This is a genomic window from Gemmatimonadaceae bacterium (assembly GCA_037721215.1).
GTDB lineage: Bacteria > Gemmatimonadota > Gemmatimonadetes > Gemmatimonadales > Gemmatimonadaceae > UBA4720.
Genome location: JBBJNV010000016.1, coordinates 1 through 13,739, shown reverse-complemented (window position 1 = coordinate 13,739; position 13,739 = coordinate 1). Strand labels below are relative to the sequence as shown.

Here is a 13,739-nt window from a genome sequence, read left to right as displayed (position 1 = left end):
TCGTGAATTCATTGCGGCCCGCGGAGCTCAGATGTCTCGGCCCGTTGGAGGCACGGATGGCGCAGCCATAGCTGGTGTACCCTTGGCCGCTTCAGCATTCTCTTCACCCCAGAGCACCCAGGCGAGCAGAAACGCACCGATACTCACCGCCATGTCGGCAACATTGAACGTTGGCCATCTGGTATCGCCAAAGCCCACATCGATAAAATCAACCACGCCCAGCGGCGACTTGATACGGTCGATGAGATTGCCGACAGCGCCGGCGCATACCAGCGCGATTGCCATCGTACGAGTCAGATCTCCGTCACGCGTTGCCCGATACAGCCGTCCGAGGATGACAAGCGCCCCGATCGTGAGCACCATGAATATCCAGCGCGAAAAGTCGCCGAGATGCAATCCAAATGCAGCTCCCGGGTTGTACACGAGGGTAAAACGAACCGCCTCGCCGATGACTTCGTGCGGAACGCGCTGAGGAGAAAGGGAGTAGACAGCGATGGCCTTGGTGACGACGTCAGCGATGACGATCACCACCAGTATGCTCCAGAAGAGCGGCGTGTTAGCTCTGCCTCTTTGCATCTTCCTCACGCTGTTTGCAGTCTATGCAGTAACGCGCGTGCGGGAGCGCGTCGAGTCGGTCGTACGCAATGTCCTTGGTGCAGTTGTGGCATTTGCCGAACGTTTCCGGCGAGCGGTAGAGGCGGCGCAGCGCTTCGTCCAGGTGCCAGAGAAAGCGGCCTTCCTGACTCGCGAAAAGGAATGCCTTTTCCCTTTCCATAGCGTCCGTACCCTGATCGGCCATGTGGAATGAGTAAGCACTGAGGTCGCCGTCAGCTCCCTGTGGGGTCGAGCCAAAAGTTTCGTCATGAAGCCCAAGCTCTTTCTGAACGCGGCGGCGCTCCTCGAGAAGCCTCTTTTCAAAATGATCGAGCTGTTTCTTGCTCAGAGCTTTCTGCTTCCCGCCGGACGTCGTTGGAGCCATCTAGTCCACCCTCTCGATTGCGAAGCGAACCGGATGACCAGCAATGTCAAACGTATGCGCCGCGTTGGTTGTAGGTGCGTCATCACCAATAGTGATTTCGCGTGCAAGCACTTCTTCAGCGATCCGCGTCCGATGGACACTCACCGCGTTTTCCAGCTCGGCGGTGCCGGAAACGGCAAGCAGTATCCGGTCACTCACCGCCAGCCCCGCATCCTTCCGCATTCTCTGAACCCGGCTCACCACCTCGCGCGCGAGACCTTCAATTCTAAGCTCAGGAGTAACTTCCGGATCTATCGCCGCAAAATACCCCGAACCCTCCTTAACGATCAGCTCACCCGACGCCCGACGCAGAATCACCAGGTCTGCTGTCTCCAGAGCGCAGGAGCGCCCAGCCACGCTAATCGTGAGGGGTTCGCCCCTCTCGAATGCCACCAACTCAGCGCTGGTCAGCGCCGATACCGCCTTGGCAGCAAGCGGTGTGTCCTTTCCGAACTTCGCTCCAAGCGTCCTGAAATTAGCCTTGGCTTCAAGCAAAACGAGCGCATCGGCCGAAGAAAGAAAACTAACATCCCTGACATTCAGCTCCCCGGCGAGGAGTGGAATCAGCGAGCCGAGTTCAGTTGCCGCAGAACTGCCCGGCCCTGACATCGCCCCCGGCACGACGCAGATCATGCGGGTGAGCGGCTGCCGCACCTTCACACCTGCTTCCTCACGCGCCGCGCGGCCGAGCGTCGACAACGCCCGGATATGTTCCATGGCCGCCTCGAGCGATGCGTCACGATCGCTTGCGCCCGCTCTGACATAACGGGCCAAGTGCACCGACTTACCGGTAAGCTCAGTGTGCATCCAGTCGCTCATGAAAGGCGCGAATGGCGCAAGCAGCCGGCAAGTTACCACGAGAACTTCTCTCAGCGTGGCGAAGGCGGCACGGTTGTCGTCGCTTTCGACATCGTAGAACCGTCCGCGATTGAGACGAACATACCAGTTCGACACGTCGTCCACGAAGAACGTCATGATTGCACGTGCCGCCATGGTTGCGTCATAACGTTCGAGCATGCCGTCGCTCTCACGCTCGAGCGTCGCCAGTCGTGAGAGTATCCAGCGGTCAATTGGTGGACGAGCGCTCACCGGCGGATCACGATCCGATGGTTCCCACCCGAAATTCGCGTAACGCGCGAAAATTCCGGTGTATACGTTCTTCAATGTGAGTAGAAAGCGGCCAACCGTCTCCCGCATCGCGTTCTCGTCGAACTTGCGGGGGGTCCATACCTGGCTGGCGGCAACGAGAAACAGGCGTACTGCATCTGCACCGTGCTTCGGCAGCACGACCCACGGATCGACAACGTTGCCGCGGCTCTTCGACATCTTGCTGCCATCGGCAGCGAGAATCATATCGTTAACGACGACCGCCCGGTACGGGGCCGTGTCAACCGACTCGCCGGCCGGGGCCCGGTGCGCCAGGGTGTTGTTCGGCAGCGAATCGTCCAGCCCGGTCGCAATCGCCAGCATCGAGTAGAACCATCCACGAGTCTGGTCGACACCCTCGGCGATGAAATCCGCGGGATAATGGCGCGCCAGCTTGTCCGCGTTCTCGAATGGAAAATGCCATTGCGCAAACGGCATCGATCCCGAATCAAACCACGTGTCAATGACTTCCGGGACGCGGCGCATCGTGCCATCACAGGAACTGCAGGCCCATTCTTGCGCGTCGATGTACGGATTGTGGGGATCGAATCCGTCGCCAATCGCATGTCCTGTCTTCTTCGCAAGCTCGGCGAAGCTGCCAATGGCATCGACGTGCGAACCGTCCAGTTCGCAAACCCAGAGAGGCAGCGGCGTTCCCCAGTAGCGGTCGCGGGAGATCGCCCAGTCTATGTTGTCGGTAAGCCATCCGCCAAATCGGCCTTCTCCGATTTCCCGCGGTTGCCACTCCACCCGGGCGTTGCGTGCCAGCATCGCGTCCTTGAAGGCTGTTGTCTTCACAAACCACGATGTCCGCGCATAGTAGATGAGCGGCGTTTCGCAACGCCAGCAGTGCGGATACGGATGCTCCACGAGAACGGCCTTCCAGAGGACCCCGCGCCTCCTGAGCTCCGCAATGATGAGCTCGTCCGCGCGCTTCACGAACATTCCGCCCACCACCGGCATACCTGACGGAAACTCACCTTTCTGATCCACCGGCTGAAGAAAAGCGAGCTTATGCCGCTTGCCCGCTGCATAGTCATCGGCGCCAAACGCGGGTGACATGTGCACTACCCCGGTGCCATCCTCGGCCGAAACGAAGTCTTCGCCGACGATGACCTCATGCGTCCCGTCGGTGAACTCCGCCCAGTCAAGCGGCCGGCGATAGGTCAGGCCCGTCAGCTCGGACCCCATCAACGATTGTATGGGCTCCCATCTATTCTGATAATCGTCGCCGAGCAACGCGGCTGCCCGCGATGCGGCGAGGATGACGGATTCTGACCGATCGCCGTCGCGCTTCGTCAGCTCGACGTACTCGATTCCCGGGTTTACCGCGAGCGCAACGTTCGACACCAGCGTCCACGGCGTCGTCGTCCATACCAGAATGCGGCGCCGCTTTCCGGCGTCGGCCACTGCTCCCTCTAGATCGAGCGCGATATAGACGCTCGGATCGTTTACCGTCTTGTACCCCTGCGCCACCTCGTGATTCGCCAGGGCGGTTCCGCATCTCGAACAATATGGAAGGATCTTGTGCCCTCGATAAAGCCTGTTGCGATCGTAGAGCGTCTTGAGCGCCCACCAGACGCTCTCGATGTAATTGTTGCTGTACGTGACGTAGGGATCACTGTAGTCGAGCCAGAACGCGATCCGTTCGCTCAGCTTCTCCCAGTCGGCGCGGTACTTCCACACGCTTTCCCGGCAAAGCTGATTGAATTTTTCAACTCCGATCTCGTCGATCTGCTGCTTGCCGCTGATGCCGAGCTGCTTCTCGACCTCGATTTCCACAGGCAGGCCATGGGTATCCCACCCGGCTTTCCGTGTAACATGGAACCCGCGCATCGCGCGATGCCGGCAGAACAGATCCTTGATAGTTCGCGAAAAAACGTGGTGGATGCCAGGCCGACCATTGGCCGTCGGAGGACCTTCGAAAAACACGAATTCGGGCGCGTCTCTCGTCGCCTCGAGCGTCTGCCCAAAAAGGTCATCGCGTTTCCATCGCGCCAGCATCTCCTGTTCCAGTTCGTCAACAGGCCGGTCGGGAGGAAGCGGTGTGTAACGGGGCCGCGTAGTCGCTCCTGTCATCCCGATTGCGCAACGTTGTCAGGCGATACGGCCCTGGCACTATCGTCGTTTTTTCTGGCCGCGGCGGCTCCGCCCTCGGAGGCCTCCACCTCGGAGAGCTGCCTGGCGAGTAGCGTACGCATCTGAGCCAGATAGGTGCGCCGCGACCGGTCGAGCGCATCCAGCTCCGCTTCCATTCTTCGGACCTCGGCGCGCGCGCCCTCGAGCAGGCGTTCGCCCTCGGCACGCGCTTCCCGAATCACCAGCTCGGCCTCCCGTTCCGCCTGCTGGCGCAGTTCACCCCTGAGCTGCTGGGCCGATACGAGTGCGTCGTTGAGCGCTTTGTCCCTTTCCCTGAACGAACGCAACTGCTCGTAAAAACTTCGCGCCTTGCCGTCCAGGTCCTGATTGACGCGTGCGAGACGCTCCATCTCGTCCACGATCTGATCTCTGAACTGCTCGACCTTCGCCGGATCGTACCCGCGCAGGGAGCGACCGAAGTCGAACCGCCGCACGTCCAGAGATGTCAGGTGAAAACTCTCGTCCATCATTGCTCGCGTACTCCAAACAGAATTGTTCCAAGGCGGACCAGCGTTGCCCCTTCCTCAACAGCAATCTCGAAGTCGCTCGACATTCCCATCGACAATTGTGTGGCGGGATGGCCAGCTTCCAATAGAACTTCGCGCGCCGCGCGGGCAGCGCCAAATACCTCGCGGAGCTCTCGTTCGCCCGCACCCAGTCGCGCCAGGATCATAACGCCAGTGACATGCACTCCAGTCATCGATGCCAGTCGCGTCGCTTCCGCATCGAGTTCGGCCATGTCGTAGCCGCCTTTCGACTCCTCGCGTCCCACATTGACCTGGAGGAGCACTTCCACCGGCCTGCCGCGTGTTCTGCCAAAAGCGTCCACCGAATCGGCCAGACGCGCGCTGTCGAGGGCGTGAAACAGCGAAAAGCTGTCGAGCGCCTTCACCTTGTTGCGCTGCAGGTGCCCAATAAGATGCCAGCGTACGGGGGCCGCAACCTCGGGCATTTTTCCCAGCGCTTCCTGAACCTTGTTTTCGCCTACATCCGCAACTCCCGCCGACCATGCTCCGGTAACTGCTTCGGCACTGTGAGTCTTGGTGACCGCGACGATCGTCACTCGCTGGCCATGTCCACCCCGCGCTACCGCCGCCGCAATGCGGGATTTCGCTTCGGCGGCACGTTCGCCGAGTCCGGGGAACGCCATGACTTTGGCGGATTCCTTGTTGACTGGCACGTCTAGCCGAACCGCTCCATCGCACTCGTGACCAGCCGTCTGAGGTCGTTGTATGTCACCAGGACGAAAAGCAGCAGCACGGTGGCAATTCCGGCACGCAGGATGTAATCCCGCGTGCGCGTGCTGAAGGCGCTTCCCTTGGCGCTCTCGAGCAGGTTCAGTACGATCTGACCGCCATCGAGAATGGGAATCGGAAGAAGATTGAAAACAGCCAGATTCGCGCTGATCAGCGCAATGAGAAACAGCAGCCGCTCGGCGCCTCCCTGCGCGGCCTGCACGGACGCCTGGGCGATCATGATCGGACCGCCAAGCTGGCTCGCCGAAACTTCCCGCGTCGCCAATCCCTTCAATGCGTCCAGGACCGATCCCGCCATTGCCCAGGTGGCATTCCATCCCGCGCCGATGGCAGGAACAAACCCCAGATCCTTCGACCCCTGACTTGGCATGATACCGATGCGCACTGCGCGCCCTGATGCGCCGGTGTCCGGATCGCGGGTCGTGTCCCTGACAGGCGTGATGACCAGCTTGCGAGCCTGCCCCGCCCGGATGATATCGAACGTAAGTGGCACATTTTCGGACGCGCCAACCCGCTCCACGAGCTTGTCCCACTTTCTCAGTGGTACGCCCTGAATGGCCACGATGCTGTCCCCACGCACGAGCCCTGCTCGCTCCCCAGGACGGCCCGCAAGTACCGAATCGGCCGTTGTCGACAAATAGGGGGTGCCATAGTGCATGAACATTCCGGTCGTCACGACGAAGGCGAGAAGAATATTCATCGTTACACCGGCGAGCAGGATCACCATTCTCGCCCAGAGGGGCTTCGACTCGAACCACCGGTGCGCCGGGATCGGCTTGGGGCCAAACGGAATCATGGCCTCGGGATCCAGCGGCTGGCCATGGGTAGCAACATGGGTCGCCGAGTTCTCGCTTCCACCCTCGATGAACGCGGTGGCTTCATCTTCTTTCGATGCCATTCGTACGTACCCGCCGACCGGAAGCATCGCGATGACGTACTCTGTTTCTCCCCACCGCTTCTTGAACAGCGTCTTCCCAAAACCAATGGAAAATCGGGGGGTGTACACGCCGACGGCCTTCGCCGCCAGGAAGTGGCCAAGCTCGTGTACGAAAACAACAAGCCCGAAGACGAATACCGGGGCAATGTAAGCGAGCATCAGAAAAGCTCCATTATGTGCTTTCGAGCTGCCGCGTCGGCCGCGAGAAGATCCTCACGTGTAGACCCAGCAAGTTGTCCCAGCCTGTCGAGCGCCGACCCGATACCACGCGGAATATCCGCAAACGAGATCCTGCCCTCGAGGAAAAAAGCCACAGCTTGTTCGTTGGCTGCATTGTACACCGCCGGTGCCGATCCGCCACGCTTCCCGGCATCGATCCCCATTCGGAGTGCCGGAAAGCGCTCGTGCGCCACCGCCTCGAAGGTGATGGGAGACGCTGATACAGGATCGAACGGCATTGCACTGTCGTCTGCGACTCGTTCCGGATGTGTGAGCGCATAAAGCACCGGTAGCTCCATGGTGGGCTGGCTCATCTGCGCGAATACGCTGCCGTCGACGAATTCGACAAATGAATGCACAATGCTCTGCGGGTGCACCACCACGTCAATGCAATCATACGGGAGTCCGAACAGAAAGTGGGCCTCGATGACCTCGAGCGCCTTGTTTGCCAGAGTGGCGCTGTCGATGGTTATTTTGCGGCCCATTTCCCACGTGGGATGCTTCAACGCATCCTCGAGACGTGCATTGAGGATTTGAGCTTCGTCCCACCCGCGGAAAGGTCCGCCCGAGGCAGTCAGTATTACCCGCCTTACGTCTGAGCGCGGGCGGCTGCCGATGCATTGCAAAATCGCACTGTGCTCACTGTCCACCGGCACGATCTCGCCACCGCCTTCGGCGCACGCTTCGGCCGCGAGCGCGCCCGCCATGACGAGCGTTTCCTTGTTGGCCAGCGCGACTCGCTTCCCGGCCCGCAATGCGGCCAGCGTCGCGTCGAGGCCAGCGGTTCCCACGATCGCGTTGATGACTATCGCAACATCGTCCCGGGTTGCGGCCTCGACAAGACATTCAACTCCTCCTGCCCACCCCTCGCCCCGCGACCCGCTGTCGTTCACCAGACCAACAAACGCAGGTTCGAAATGGCGCTGCTGCTCCGCAAGCAGGTTTGCGTTGCTATGGGCCGTCAATCCCACCACTTGAAACGCTTCGCGGTGCCGATTCAGAACCCGCAGGGCAGTTGTGCCAATCGAGCCAGTCGACCCCAGTACCGCAACTCCGCGCGGCGTCATCCGGGTGACGGTACCAGCAGACGGCTTAGCAGCATGTGCGCAACTGGCAGCGCAAACAACAGGCTGTCAAAACGATCCAGAACGCCGCCGTGCCCCGGAAAAATGCTTGAAGAGTCCTTCACCCCCGAATCGCGCTTGATCAGCGATTCAAAGAGATCGCCGATCTGATCGGCAACACTGATGGCGACTGCAAATACCAGTATACCGAGCGGCGCCAGTGTGAGCTGCGCAAAAGGTTCGAGCATGAACCGGGCATAGAGGAAGCACATAGCGATGGCCACGAAGAGCCCTCCAACGGCGCCTGCCACTGTTTTCCCGGGGCTCACCGCGGGAATCAGCTTCCGCTTCCCGAACAGCCGGCCAAAAACGTACGCGCCCGTGTCAGTGCCCCACGTGACCATGATCGGGAACATCACCAGCACCGTGCCCGCGACCGCTCCGACGGCGTAGTCGTGATAGCGCAACGGATACATGTATGTCAGCAATGCGGGATAGACGATACCCGCCACGGTGACGGACACCGCAACGAGTGGCCGGCCGCCGACACCGCGAGCCCAGATGACCGCTGCAAGCAGGATGAGAAACGCGAACACCCCGGATGTGACCGACACTCGATACACGCCCAGATAATTCGCATGCACGAGAAGCGGAATCGACGCAGCCAGCGCAATACCGGCAATCTCGAGAGGATTTGACCCGCCCTCGCGCGCCATCCGGAAGAATTCCCAGGCCCCTAATGCCGCGAGGATGGCCAGAGCCCCGGCCAGCACAGCTCCGCCAGCGTAAATGATGGCCACTGTCAGCGGAGCTCCCGCAAGCGAGAAAAGAACGCGCCGAGTGAGCTCGGACACGTTGTCAGACTTCCATGATTTCTGCTTCTTTCCCCTTCAGCAGTTCGTCGATGCGGCCGATGAAGTCATCGTGCAGTTTCTGCAGATCCTTCTCGCCGTGCTTGATGTCGTCTTCTGACACCTTCTCCATTTTTTTCAGCTTGTCGCGCCCTTCCGTCCGGGCGTGCCGGATGCCGATGCGCGCTTCCTCAGCCAGCTTGTGGACGACCTTCACGAGATCGCGGCGGCGTTCTTCATTCAGTGCCGGCAGCGGTACTCGAATGGTACCGCCCTGACTCATCGGGTTGAGGCCGAGATCGCAATCGCGCAGGGCGCGTTCGATGACCTGCAACTGGCTCTTATCCCACGGAGTCACCGTGAGAAGCCGCGGCTCTGGCGCCGAAACGCTCGCCACTTGATTGAGCGGCATGCTTTGCCCGTAAACAGGGACGCGTACCGTATCGAGCAGGTTCACGCTGGCCTTGCCCGTCCGGATCGATCCAAGCTCGCGCCTCGAACTTTCCAGCGACTTGTCCATCGCGGTGCGCGAATCCTTGATGATCTGCGGAATAGTGATCATTGAACGATTGTCCCGATGCGCTCACCGCTTACGGCGCGCGCAATGGCTCCAGGAGTGTTGATGTTGAGGACGATGATCGGAAGCTTGTTCTCGCGGCAAAGAGCAATCGCGGTCTGATCCATGACGCCCAGTTCCTTTACCATGACGTCACGATAGCTGATCTCGTCGAATAGGGTCGCCGTCGTGTCTATTTTCGGATCGGCGGAGTATACCCCGTCGACGCTCGTTGCCTTGATGATTACCTGAGACTTCGTCTGGATAGCGCGCAACGCGGCGGCAGTATCGGTAGAGAAATAGGGATTGCCCGTGCCACCGGCAAAAATTACAACGAGCCCCTTTTCAAAATGTCGCAATGCACGGCGGCGAATGAACGGCTCGGCGATCTGTTCCATGTTGATCGACGTCATGACTCGAGTCTTGACGCCGGCCCGCTCCAGAACATCCTGAAGCGCGAGCGCGTTGATGACCGTGCCAAGCATGCCCATGTAGTCGCTTCCAACCCGATCCATTCCCAGCTTGGAGAACTGGGCGCCCCGGACGATGTTTCCGCCGCCGATGACCAGTCCCACGGCCGCGCCGGTATCTACCGCTTGCTTCACCTCGCCAGCGATGCGAAACAGAGTGTCGAAATCGAAGCCCGTGCCTTTCCCGCCGGCGAGTGCCTCGCCGGAAATCTTGACAAGAACCCTGGAATACGCGATCGGAGCCAACCCGCCGTTACTCCTCGCCCATCTGGTAGCGGACGAAGCGGCGGATCTGAATGTTCTCGCCCATCTTCGCCGACGCTTCCTTCACCAGGTCGCTGATCGTCTTCTTGGGCTCGCGAATCCACGGCTGATTCATGAGGGACACGTCTTTCAGATACGCTTCGACTTTTCCCTCAACCATGCGTTGGACGATGTTGTCGGGCTTGCCGCTCGCCTTGGCCTGCTCCTCGGCAATGCGCCGTTCGCTGTCGATTCGATCAGCCGGCACTCCGTCCTTGTCCACTGCCACCGGTGCCGCGCTCGCTATATGCAGCGCTATCTCGCGGCCGAGCGACTTGAAATCGTCTGTTCGCGCAACGAAGTCCGTTTCGCAGGCAATCTCCACCATTACGCCGATCTTGCCAGGCGGATGGATGTAGCTGGTGATGGCGCCTTCACTCGTCTGCTTGCCTGAGCGCGTCTCCGCTTTCGCGATGCCTTTGACGCGCAGCAGTTCTTCCGCCTTCCCCATTTCGCCGTTGGTCTCGGTCAGCGCTTTTTTGCACTCCATCATGCCGGCGCCGGTGCGCTGGCGCAGTGTCTGAACATCCTTCGCTGTAAACATCTCTATTTCCTTTCTCGATCAGATTCGCGCGAGGCGCGTGTGTGGTAGATGACTAAAAGAACGCCGCCGGCTGTTCGGCCGGCGGCGGTTCTGCCCGCGATGAGCATGGCTTCAAACGTCAGGACGCTCAGCGTCAGTTGTAAAATCTCCGGAAGCGGTTGATTCGCCGCTATCGATCGCCCCGCCATCGCCGGCAGCTTCAGCCGATTCACTTCCCTCTCCTTCACCGCCACCCTCGCCTTCACTGCCCGACTTGAGCCTTGCGGCGATCGCCTCAGGCTTCGCACGCCGACGACGCGGACGCCGCTTGCGCTTCTTGTCGCCCTCACCCTCGGGTTCGGCGCCACGATCCGAGCTGTACGTGTACGACTCCGACTCTTCCGATTCATCACGTATCGGCGCCTCGCGCCGCGCCTCGATGATTGCGTCAGCAATGGCGTGCGTCACCAGCTCGACCGACTTGATCGCGTCATCGTTGCCCGCAATCGGAACGGTGATCAGGTCGGGATCTGCATTCGTATCGACGAGTGCGATAAGCGGAATCTGGAGCTTGTTCGCCTCCGCAACTGCAATCCGCTCCTTCTTGGAATCAATCACGAACATCAGGCCAGGCAGCCGGCTCAGGTTCTTGATGCCGGAAAGATTCTTGGAAAGCTTGTCGCGCTGGCGGCTCATCATGAGCTGCTCTTTCTTGGTGTAGTTCTCGAAGTCTCCTCCAGCCTCGCTGCCCGCCTCCAGATCCTTCAGCTTGCGGACCTGCTTCTTGACTGTCTGAAAGTTGGTCAGCAGGCCGCCCAGCCACCGCTCGGTGATGTGCATCGCGCCACATCGCTCGGCTTCTTCGCGAACGATATTCACCAGTTGCCGCTTCGTGCAGACGAACAGCACGCTCTCGCCGCGCAGGACTACCTGACGTGCCAGGGTCTTGGCAACCTCCAGCTGACGCAATGTCTTCTGGAGGTCGATGATGTGAATTCCATTCCGCTCGGCGAAGATGAAACGGCGCATCTTCGGGTTCCAGCGACGGGTCTGATGGCCGAAGTGAACTCCGGCAGCTAGCAGTTGATCGAGATTGGGCTCAGTCATTCAGTGAATTGTCGGTTAACGCTTGGAGAACTGGAATTTCTTGCGCGCCTTGGGGCGGCCTGGCTTCTTTCGCTCGACTGCCCGTGCGTCACGAGTCAACAGGCCAAGATCGCGCAGCTTGCGCCGGTGCGTCTCGTCGATTTTCACCAGCGCGCGGGCAACTGCAAGCCGCAGTGCTCCGGCCTGACCAGTGAGCCCGCCGCCCTGAACGCGCGCTTTTATGTCGAAGCGGCCAAGCGTATCGGTAGCAGTGAACGGTTGCTGAATCGCGGACACATGTGCGCCCCGCGGGAAATAGTCACCGAGAGTCCGTCCGTTCACCTGCCATTTTCCGGAGCCGGCCGTGAGGTAAAGCCGGCAAACCGCTTCCTTCCGGCGGCCGATCGTATGCGTGGTGCTGCTTTCAGCCATTACTTCGTCTCACTCGTCTTGTTGAATTCGAGAACTTTGGGTTGCTGGGCGGAATGCGTGTGCCGGTCGTTTGCAAATACCCGGAGCTTTCTGCGAAGGGTCTGTCGGCCGAGAGCCGTCTTCGGCAGCATGCCATAAACCGCTTTCTCGATTATCCGTTCCGGATGTTTTTCGAGGACCGAAGCAAAGGGTGTGAATCGTTCATGCCCCATGTACCCGGTGTGATGAAAATACATTTTCTGTTCCGCCTTCCGGCCGGTGACCTTGACCTTCGAGGCGTTGATGACGATGACGTTATCGCCGGTATCCATGTGGGGAGTGTACATCGGCTTATGCTTGCCCCGGATTATCCTGGCGACCTCAGTCGCAAGGCGACCGAGCACCATGCCACTCGCATCGATGACGTGCCACTCATGCTTGATATCCCGCGGGGTGGCGGAGTAAGTCTTCATATTACGGGTCTGATCGTGCGTAGAGCCTGCAGCCTCCTCGACATGATGGAGAATGCTGGAAATACTGGTGAAGTCGATTTTTGCACAGCCTCTAAACCTACGAATGGCCGAATGTTAAGTCAACGGGAGTGAGGCGGGATGTCAAACGCCAGCGGCGGAAAAAGAGAACTGAGGGCTGAGGCGCTGGCGGACTGCGGACGACCTGAAGCTCCCGGCCCCAACCTGCTCGGCGCCGGCCATTGGCGTGGTACCCCACGGTGTTGACCTACGACCGACAAGGGTATCCCGACGGCCAACGACATACCAAGCATAGAACCCAGCATTCCGACTTTGCGGCGACGAAGATCGAGGGCAAAGCTGTCGAGCTTCGACAGGCAATCATTCTTTCGGCGCCTGCTCGATCGCTTTGAGACGCGAGCGAGCCAATTCGCGCCCGGGATACGGGTAACTCAGATCATCGAGCGCCGAGCTCGGCAGCAGGAGCCAATAGGGCGCCCAAATTTCATCCAGCAACGCCTGCTTCGCTGGATCCTCCGATTTTATCTCGATCCGCACGTCCTGTCGATCCGAACGACCTGCTGCCGACGCCGCTGCAGTGGCGGAACCAACCTGCGGCTCCTCTGAGGCCGAGGACGCGCTTGCAACGCCGAGCGTCTGTAGCAAGTGCCCCCGCTCCGATGAAGCCAACCGCTGCAACAGTCTCTCGACGGCGTCAACGTCAAACCGATCCGCGAGATCAGCTCTCACTTGCGGATCTAGCCGGGCCGCCCCGTCCGCGGGGGTGCTAAACCTAGATAATCCTGTCTCATTCGACATGACGCGTTCGTGGCATCCAAGAAAGACAACGGTACCAACAACGAAAAAATAAACACCAACGTTGCGAATTAACATCATTTTACACCGACACTGGCGCGCGAGACAGCGACGGGAGTCGCCGCTGAACATTTGCGCATGAATCGCAGGAGAAGCGACGTCGCCTGGCAAGTTCAGCTGGCTATTGAGATCTTGGCCCGCGCTCAACGCTTCGGCTAGTTGCATCTGGGGGAATGTCAACCACCATTAGAAATGTCTTGGGCGAGGTAACTACCGCGGTGCGCTGACGGCGAGCCCGCCGCCGGCCGGGCGGCTCAATCATTCAGGAACCAACCGCCGGTTGATCCTTTCGCCGCACTTGTGAATCCGGCGCACCTTCGGCGATCCGGTTAACGAGGCCGTGAAGCATTTTGCGAACACGGACGGTCTGGTCGACGAGCGAGTCGGAATCCGACCGGCTAATCACTCCAATGT

The 13,739-nt window shown here is 59.9% G+C and carries 15 protein-coding genes; all 15 read right to left on the bottom strand.

Features of this window, described 5'->3' with window-relative positions:
* Nucleotides 1-27: 27 nt before the first annotated feature.
* Complete coding sequence (gene lspA / locus WKF55_09945) at nucleotides 28-576, bottom strand: signal peptidase II (GenBank protein ID MEJ7759894.1); 549 nt, start codon at nucleotides 574-576, stop codon at nucleotides 28-30.
* Nucleotides 557-979 carry a TraR/DksA C4-type zinc finger protein gene (locus tag WKF55_09940; GenBank protein ID MEJ7759893.1) on the bottom strand — a complete coding sequence of 141 codons (423 nt, stop codon included), beginning with the start codon at nucleotides 977-979 and terminating at the stop codon, nucleotides 557-559. Before WKF55_09940 ends, lspA begins: the two co-directional genes overlap by 20 nt.
* A complete protein-coding gene (ileS, locus tag WKF55_09935; GenBank protein MEJ7759892.1) occupies nucleotides 980-4,243 on the bottom strand; it encodes an isoleucine--tRNA ligase in 3,264 nt (1,087 codons plus the stop codon). It abuts the gene before it with no gap.
* Complete coding sequence (locus tag WKF55_09930; GenBank protein MEJ7759891.1) at nucleotides 4,240-4,773, bottom strand: DivIVA domain-containing protein; 534 nt, start codon at nucleotides 4,771-4,773, stop codon at nucleotides 4,240-4,242. Before WKF55_09930 ends, ileS begins: the two co-directional genes overlap by 4 nt.
* The gene (locus WKF55_09925; protein MEJ7759890.1) at nucleotides 4,770-5,483 is read right to left on the bottom strand and encodes a YggS family pyridoxal phosphate-dependent enzyme; all 714 of its coding nucleotides are present in this window, start codon (nucleotides 5,481-5,483) and stop codon (nucleotides 4,770-4,772) included. The genes WKF55_09930 and WKF55_09925 overlap by 4 nt, the downstream gene beginning before the upstream one ends.
* A gap of 2 nt (nucleotides 5,484-5,485) precedes the next feature.
* Nucleotides 5,486-6,655, bottom strand: coding sequence for a M50 family metallopeptidase (locus tag WKF55_09920; GenBank protein MEJ7759889.1), 1,170 nt, complete (start codon nucleotides 6,653-6,655; stop codon nucleotides 5,486-5,488).
* Complete coding sequence (gene dxr, locus WKF55_09915; GenBank protein MEJ7759888.1) at nucleotides 6,655-7,782, bottom strand: 1-deoxy-D-xylulose-5-phosphate reductoisomerase; 1,128 nt, start codon at nucleotides 7,780-7,782, stop codon at nucleotides 6,655-6,657. The genes WKF55_09920 and dxr overlap by 1 nt, the downstream gene beginning before the upstream one ends.
* Nucleotides 7,779-8,633 carry a phosphatidate cytidylyltransferase gene (locus WKF55_09910; protein ID MEJ7759887.1) on the bottom strand — a complete coding sequence of 285 codons (855 nt, stop codon included), beginning with the start codon at nucleotides 8,631-8,633 and terminating at the stop codon, nucleotides 7,779-7,781. Before WKF55_09910 ends, dxr begins: the two co-directional genes overlap by 4 nt.
* A 4-nt stretch (nucleotides 8,634-8,637) precedes the next feature.
* A complete protein-coding gene (gene frr, locus WKF55_09905) occupies nucleotides 8,638-9,192 on the bottom strand; it encodes a ribosome recycling factor (GenBank protein ID MEJ7759886.1) in 555 nt (184 codons plus the stop codon).
* Nucleotides 9,189-9,902: a UMP kinase gene (gene pyrH, locus WKF55_09900; protein MEJ7759885.1), complete on the bottom strand. Its 714-nt coding sequence runs from the start codon at nucleotides 9,900-9,902 to the stop codon at nucleotides 9,189-9,191. Before pyrH ends, frr begins: the two co-directional genes overlap by 4 nt.
* A gap of 7 nt (nucleotides 9,903-9,909) precedes the next feature.
* Entirely contained in the window at nucleotides 9,910-10,503 is a 594-nt protein-coding gene (locus tag WKF55_09895) for a translation elongation factor Ts (GenBank protein MEJ7759884.1), read from the bottom strand.
* Nucleotides 10,504-10,614: 111 nt separating this feature from the next.
* Nucleotides 10,615-11,589: a 30S ribosomal protein S2 gene (rpsB, locus tag WKF55_09890; GenBank protein MEJ7759883.1), complete on the bottom strand. Its 975-nt coding sequence runs from the start codon at nucleotides 11,587-11,589 to the stop codon at nucleotides 10,615-10,617.
* Between the two features lie 15 nt (nucleotides 11,590-11,604).
* Nucleotides 11,605-12,000: a 30S ribosomal protein S9 gene (gene rpsI / locus WKF55_09885; GenBank protein MEJ7759882.1), complete on the bottom strand. Its 396-nt coding sequence runs from the start codon at nucleotides 11,998-12,000 to the stop codon at nucleotides 11,605-11,607.
* Nucleotides 12,000-12,452 (bottom strand): 50S ribosomal protein L13, encoded by a 453-nt coding sequence (rplM, locus tag WKF55_09880; GenBank protein MEJ7759881.1) that lies wholly within the window; start codon nucleotides 12,450-12,452, stop codon nucleotides 12,000-12,002. Before rplM ends, rpsI begins: the two co-directional genes overlap by 1 nt.
* 378 nt (nucleotides 12,453-12,830) lie before the next feature.
* Nucleotides 12,831-13,490 (bottom strand): hypothetical protein, encoded by a 660-nt coding sequence (locus WKF55_09875; protein MEJ7759880.1) that lies wholly within the window; start codon nucleotides 13,488-13,490, stop codon nucleotides 12,831-12,833.
* Nucleotides 13,491-13,739: the final 249 nt, after the last annotated feature.

Bases quoted from the DNA above. Each gene is read 5' to 3' on its own strand.
- lspA (MEJ7759894.1), bottom strand. From the start codon at position 576: ATGCAAAGAGGCAGAGCTAACACGCCGCTCTTCTGGAGCATACTGGTG.
- WKF55_09940 (MEJ7759893.1), bottom strand. From the start codon at position 979: ATGGCTCCAACGACGTCCGGCGGGAAGCAGAAAGCTCTGAGCAAGAAA.
- ileS (MEJ7759892.1), bottom strand. From the start codon at position 4,243: ATGACAGGAGCGACTACGCGGCCCCGTTACACACCGCTTCCTCCCGAC.
- WKF55_09930 (MEJ7759891.1), bottom strand. From the start codon at position 4,773: ATGATGGACGAGAGTTTTCACCTGACATCTCTGGACGTGCGGCGGTTC.
- WKF55_09920 (MEJ7759889.1), bottom strand. From the start codon at position 6,655: ATGCTCGCTTACATTGCCCCGGTATTCGTCTTCGGGCTTGTTGTTTTC.
- dxr (MEJ7759888.1), bottom strand. From the start codon at position 7,782: ATGACGCCGCGCGGAGTTGCGGTACTGGGGTCGACTGGCTCGATTGGC.
- frr (MEJ7759886.1), bottom strand. From the start codon at position 9,192: ATGATCACTATTCCGCAGATCATCAAGGATTCGCGCACCGCGATGGAC.
- WKF55_09895 (MEJ7759884.1), bottom strand. From the start codon at position 10,503: ATGTTTACAGCGAAGGATGTTCAGACACTGCGCCAGCGCACCGGCGCC.
- rpsB (MEJ7759883.1), bottom strand. From the start codon at position 11,589: ATGACTGAGCCCAATCTCGATCAACTGCTAGCTGCCGGAGTTCACTTC.
- rpsI (MEJ7759882.1), bottom strand. From the start codon at position 12,000: ATGGCTGAAAGCAGCACCACGCATACGATCGGCCGCCGGAAGGAAGCG.
- rplM (MEJ7759881.1), bottom strand. From the start codon at position 12,452: ATGAAGACTTACTCCGCCACCCCGCGGGATATCAAGCATGAGTGGCAC.
- WKF55_09875 (MEJ7759880.1), bottom strand. From the start codon at position 13,490: ATGCAACTAGCCGAAGCGTTGAGCGCGGGCCAAGATCTCAATAGCCAG.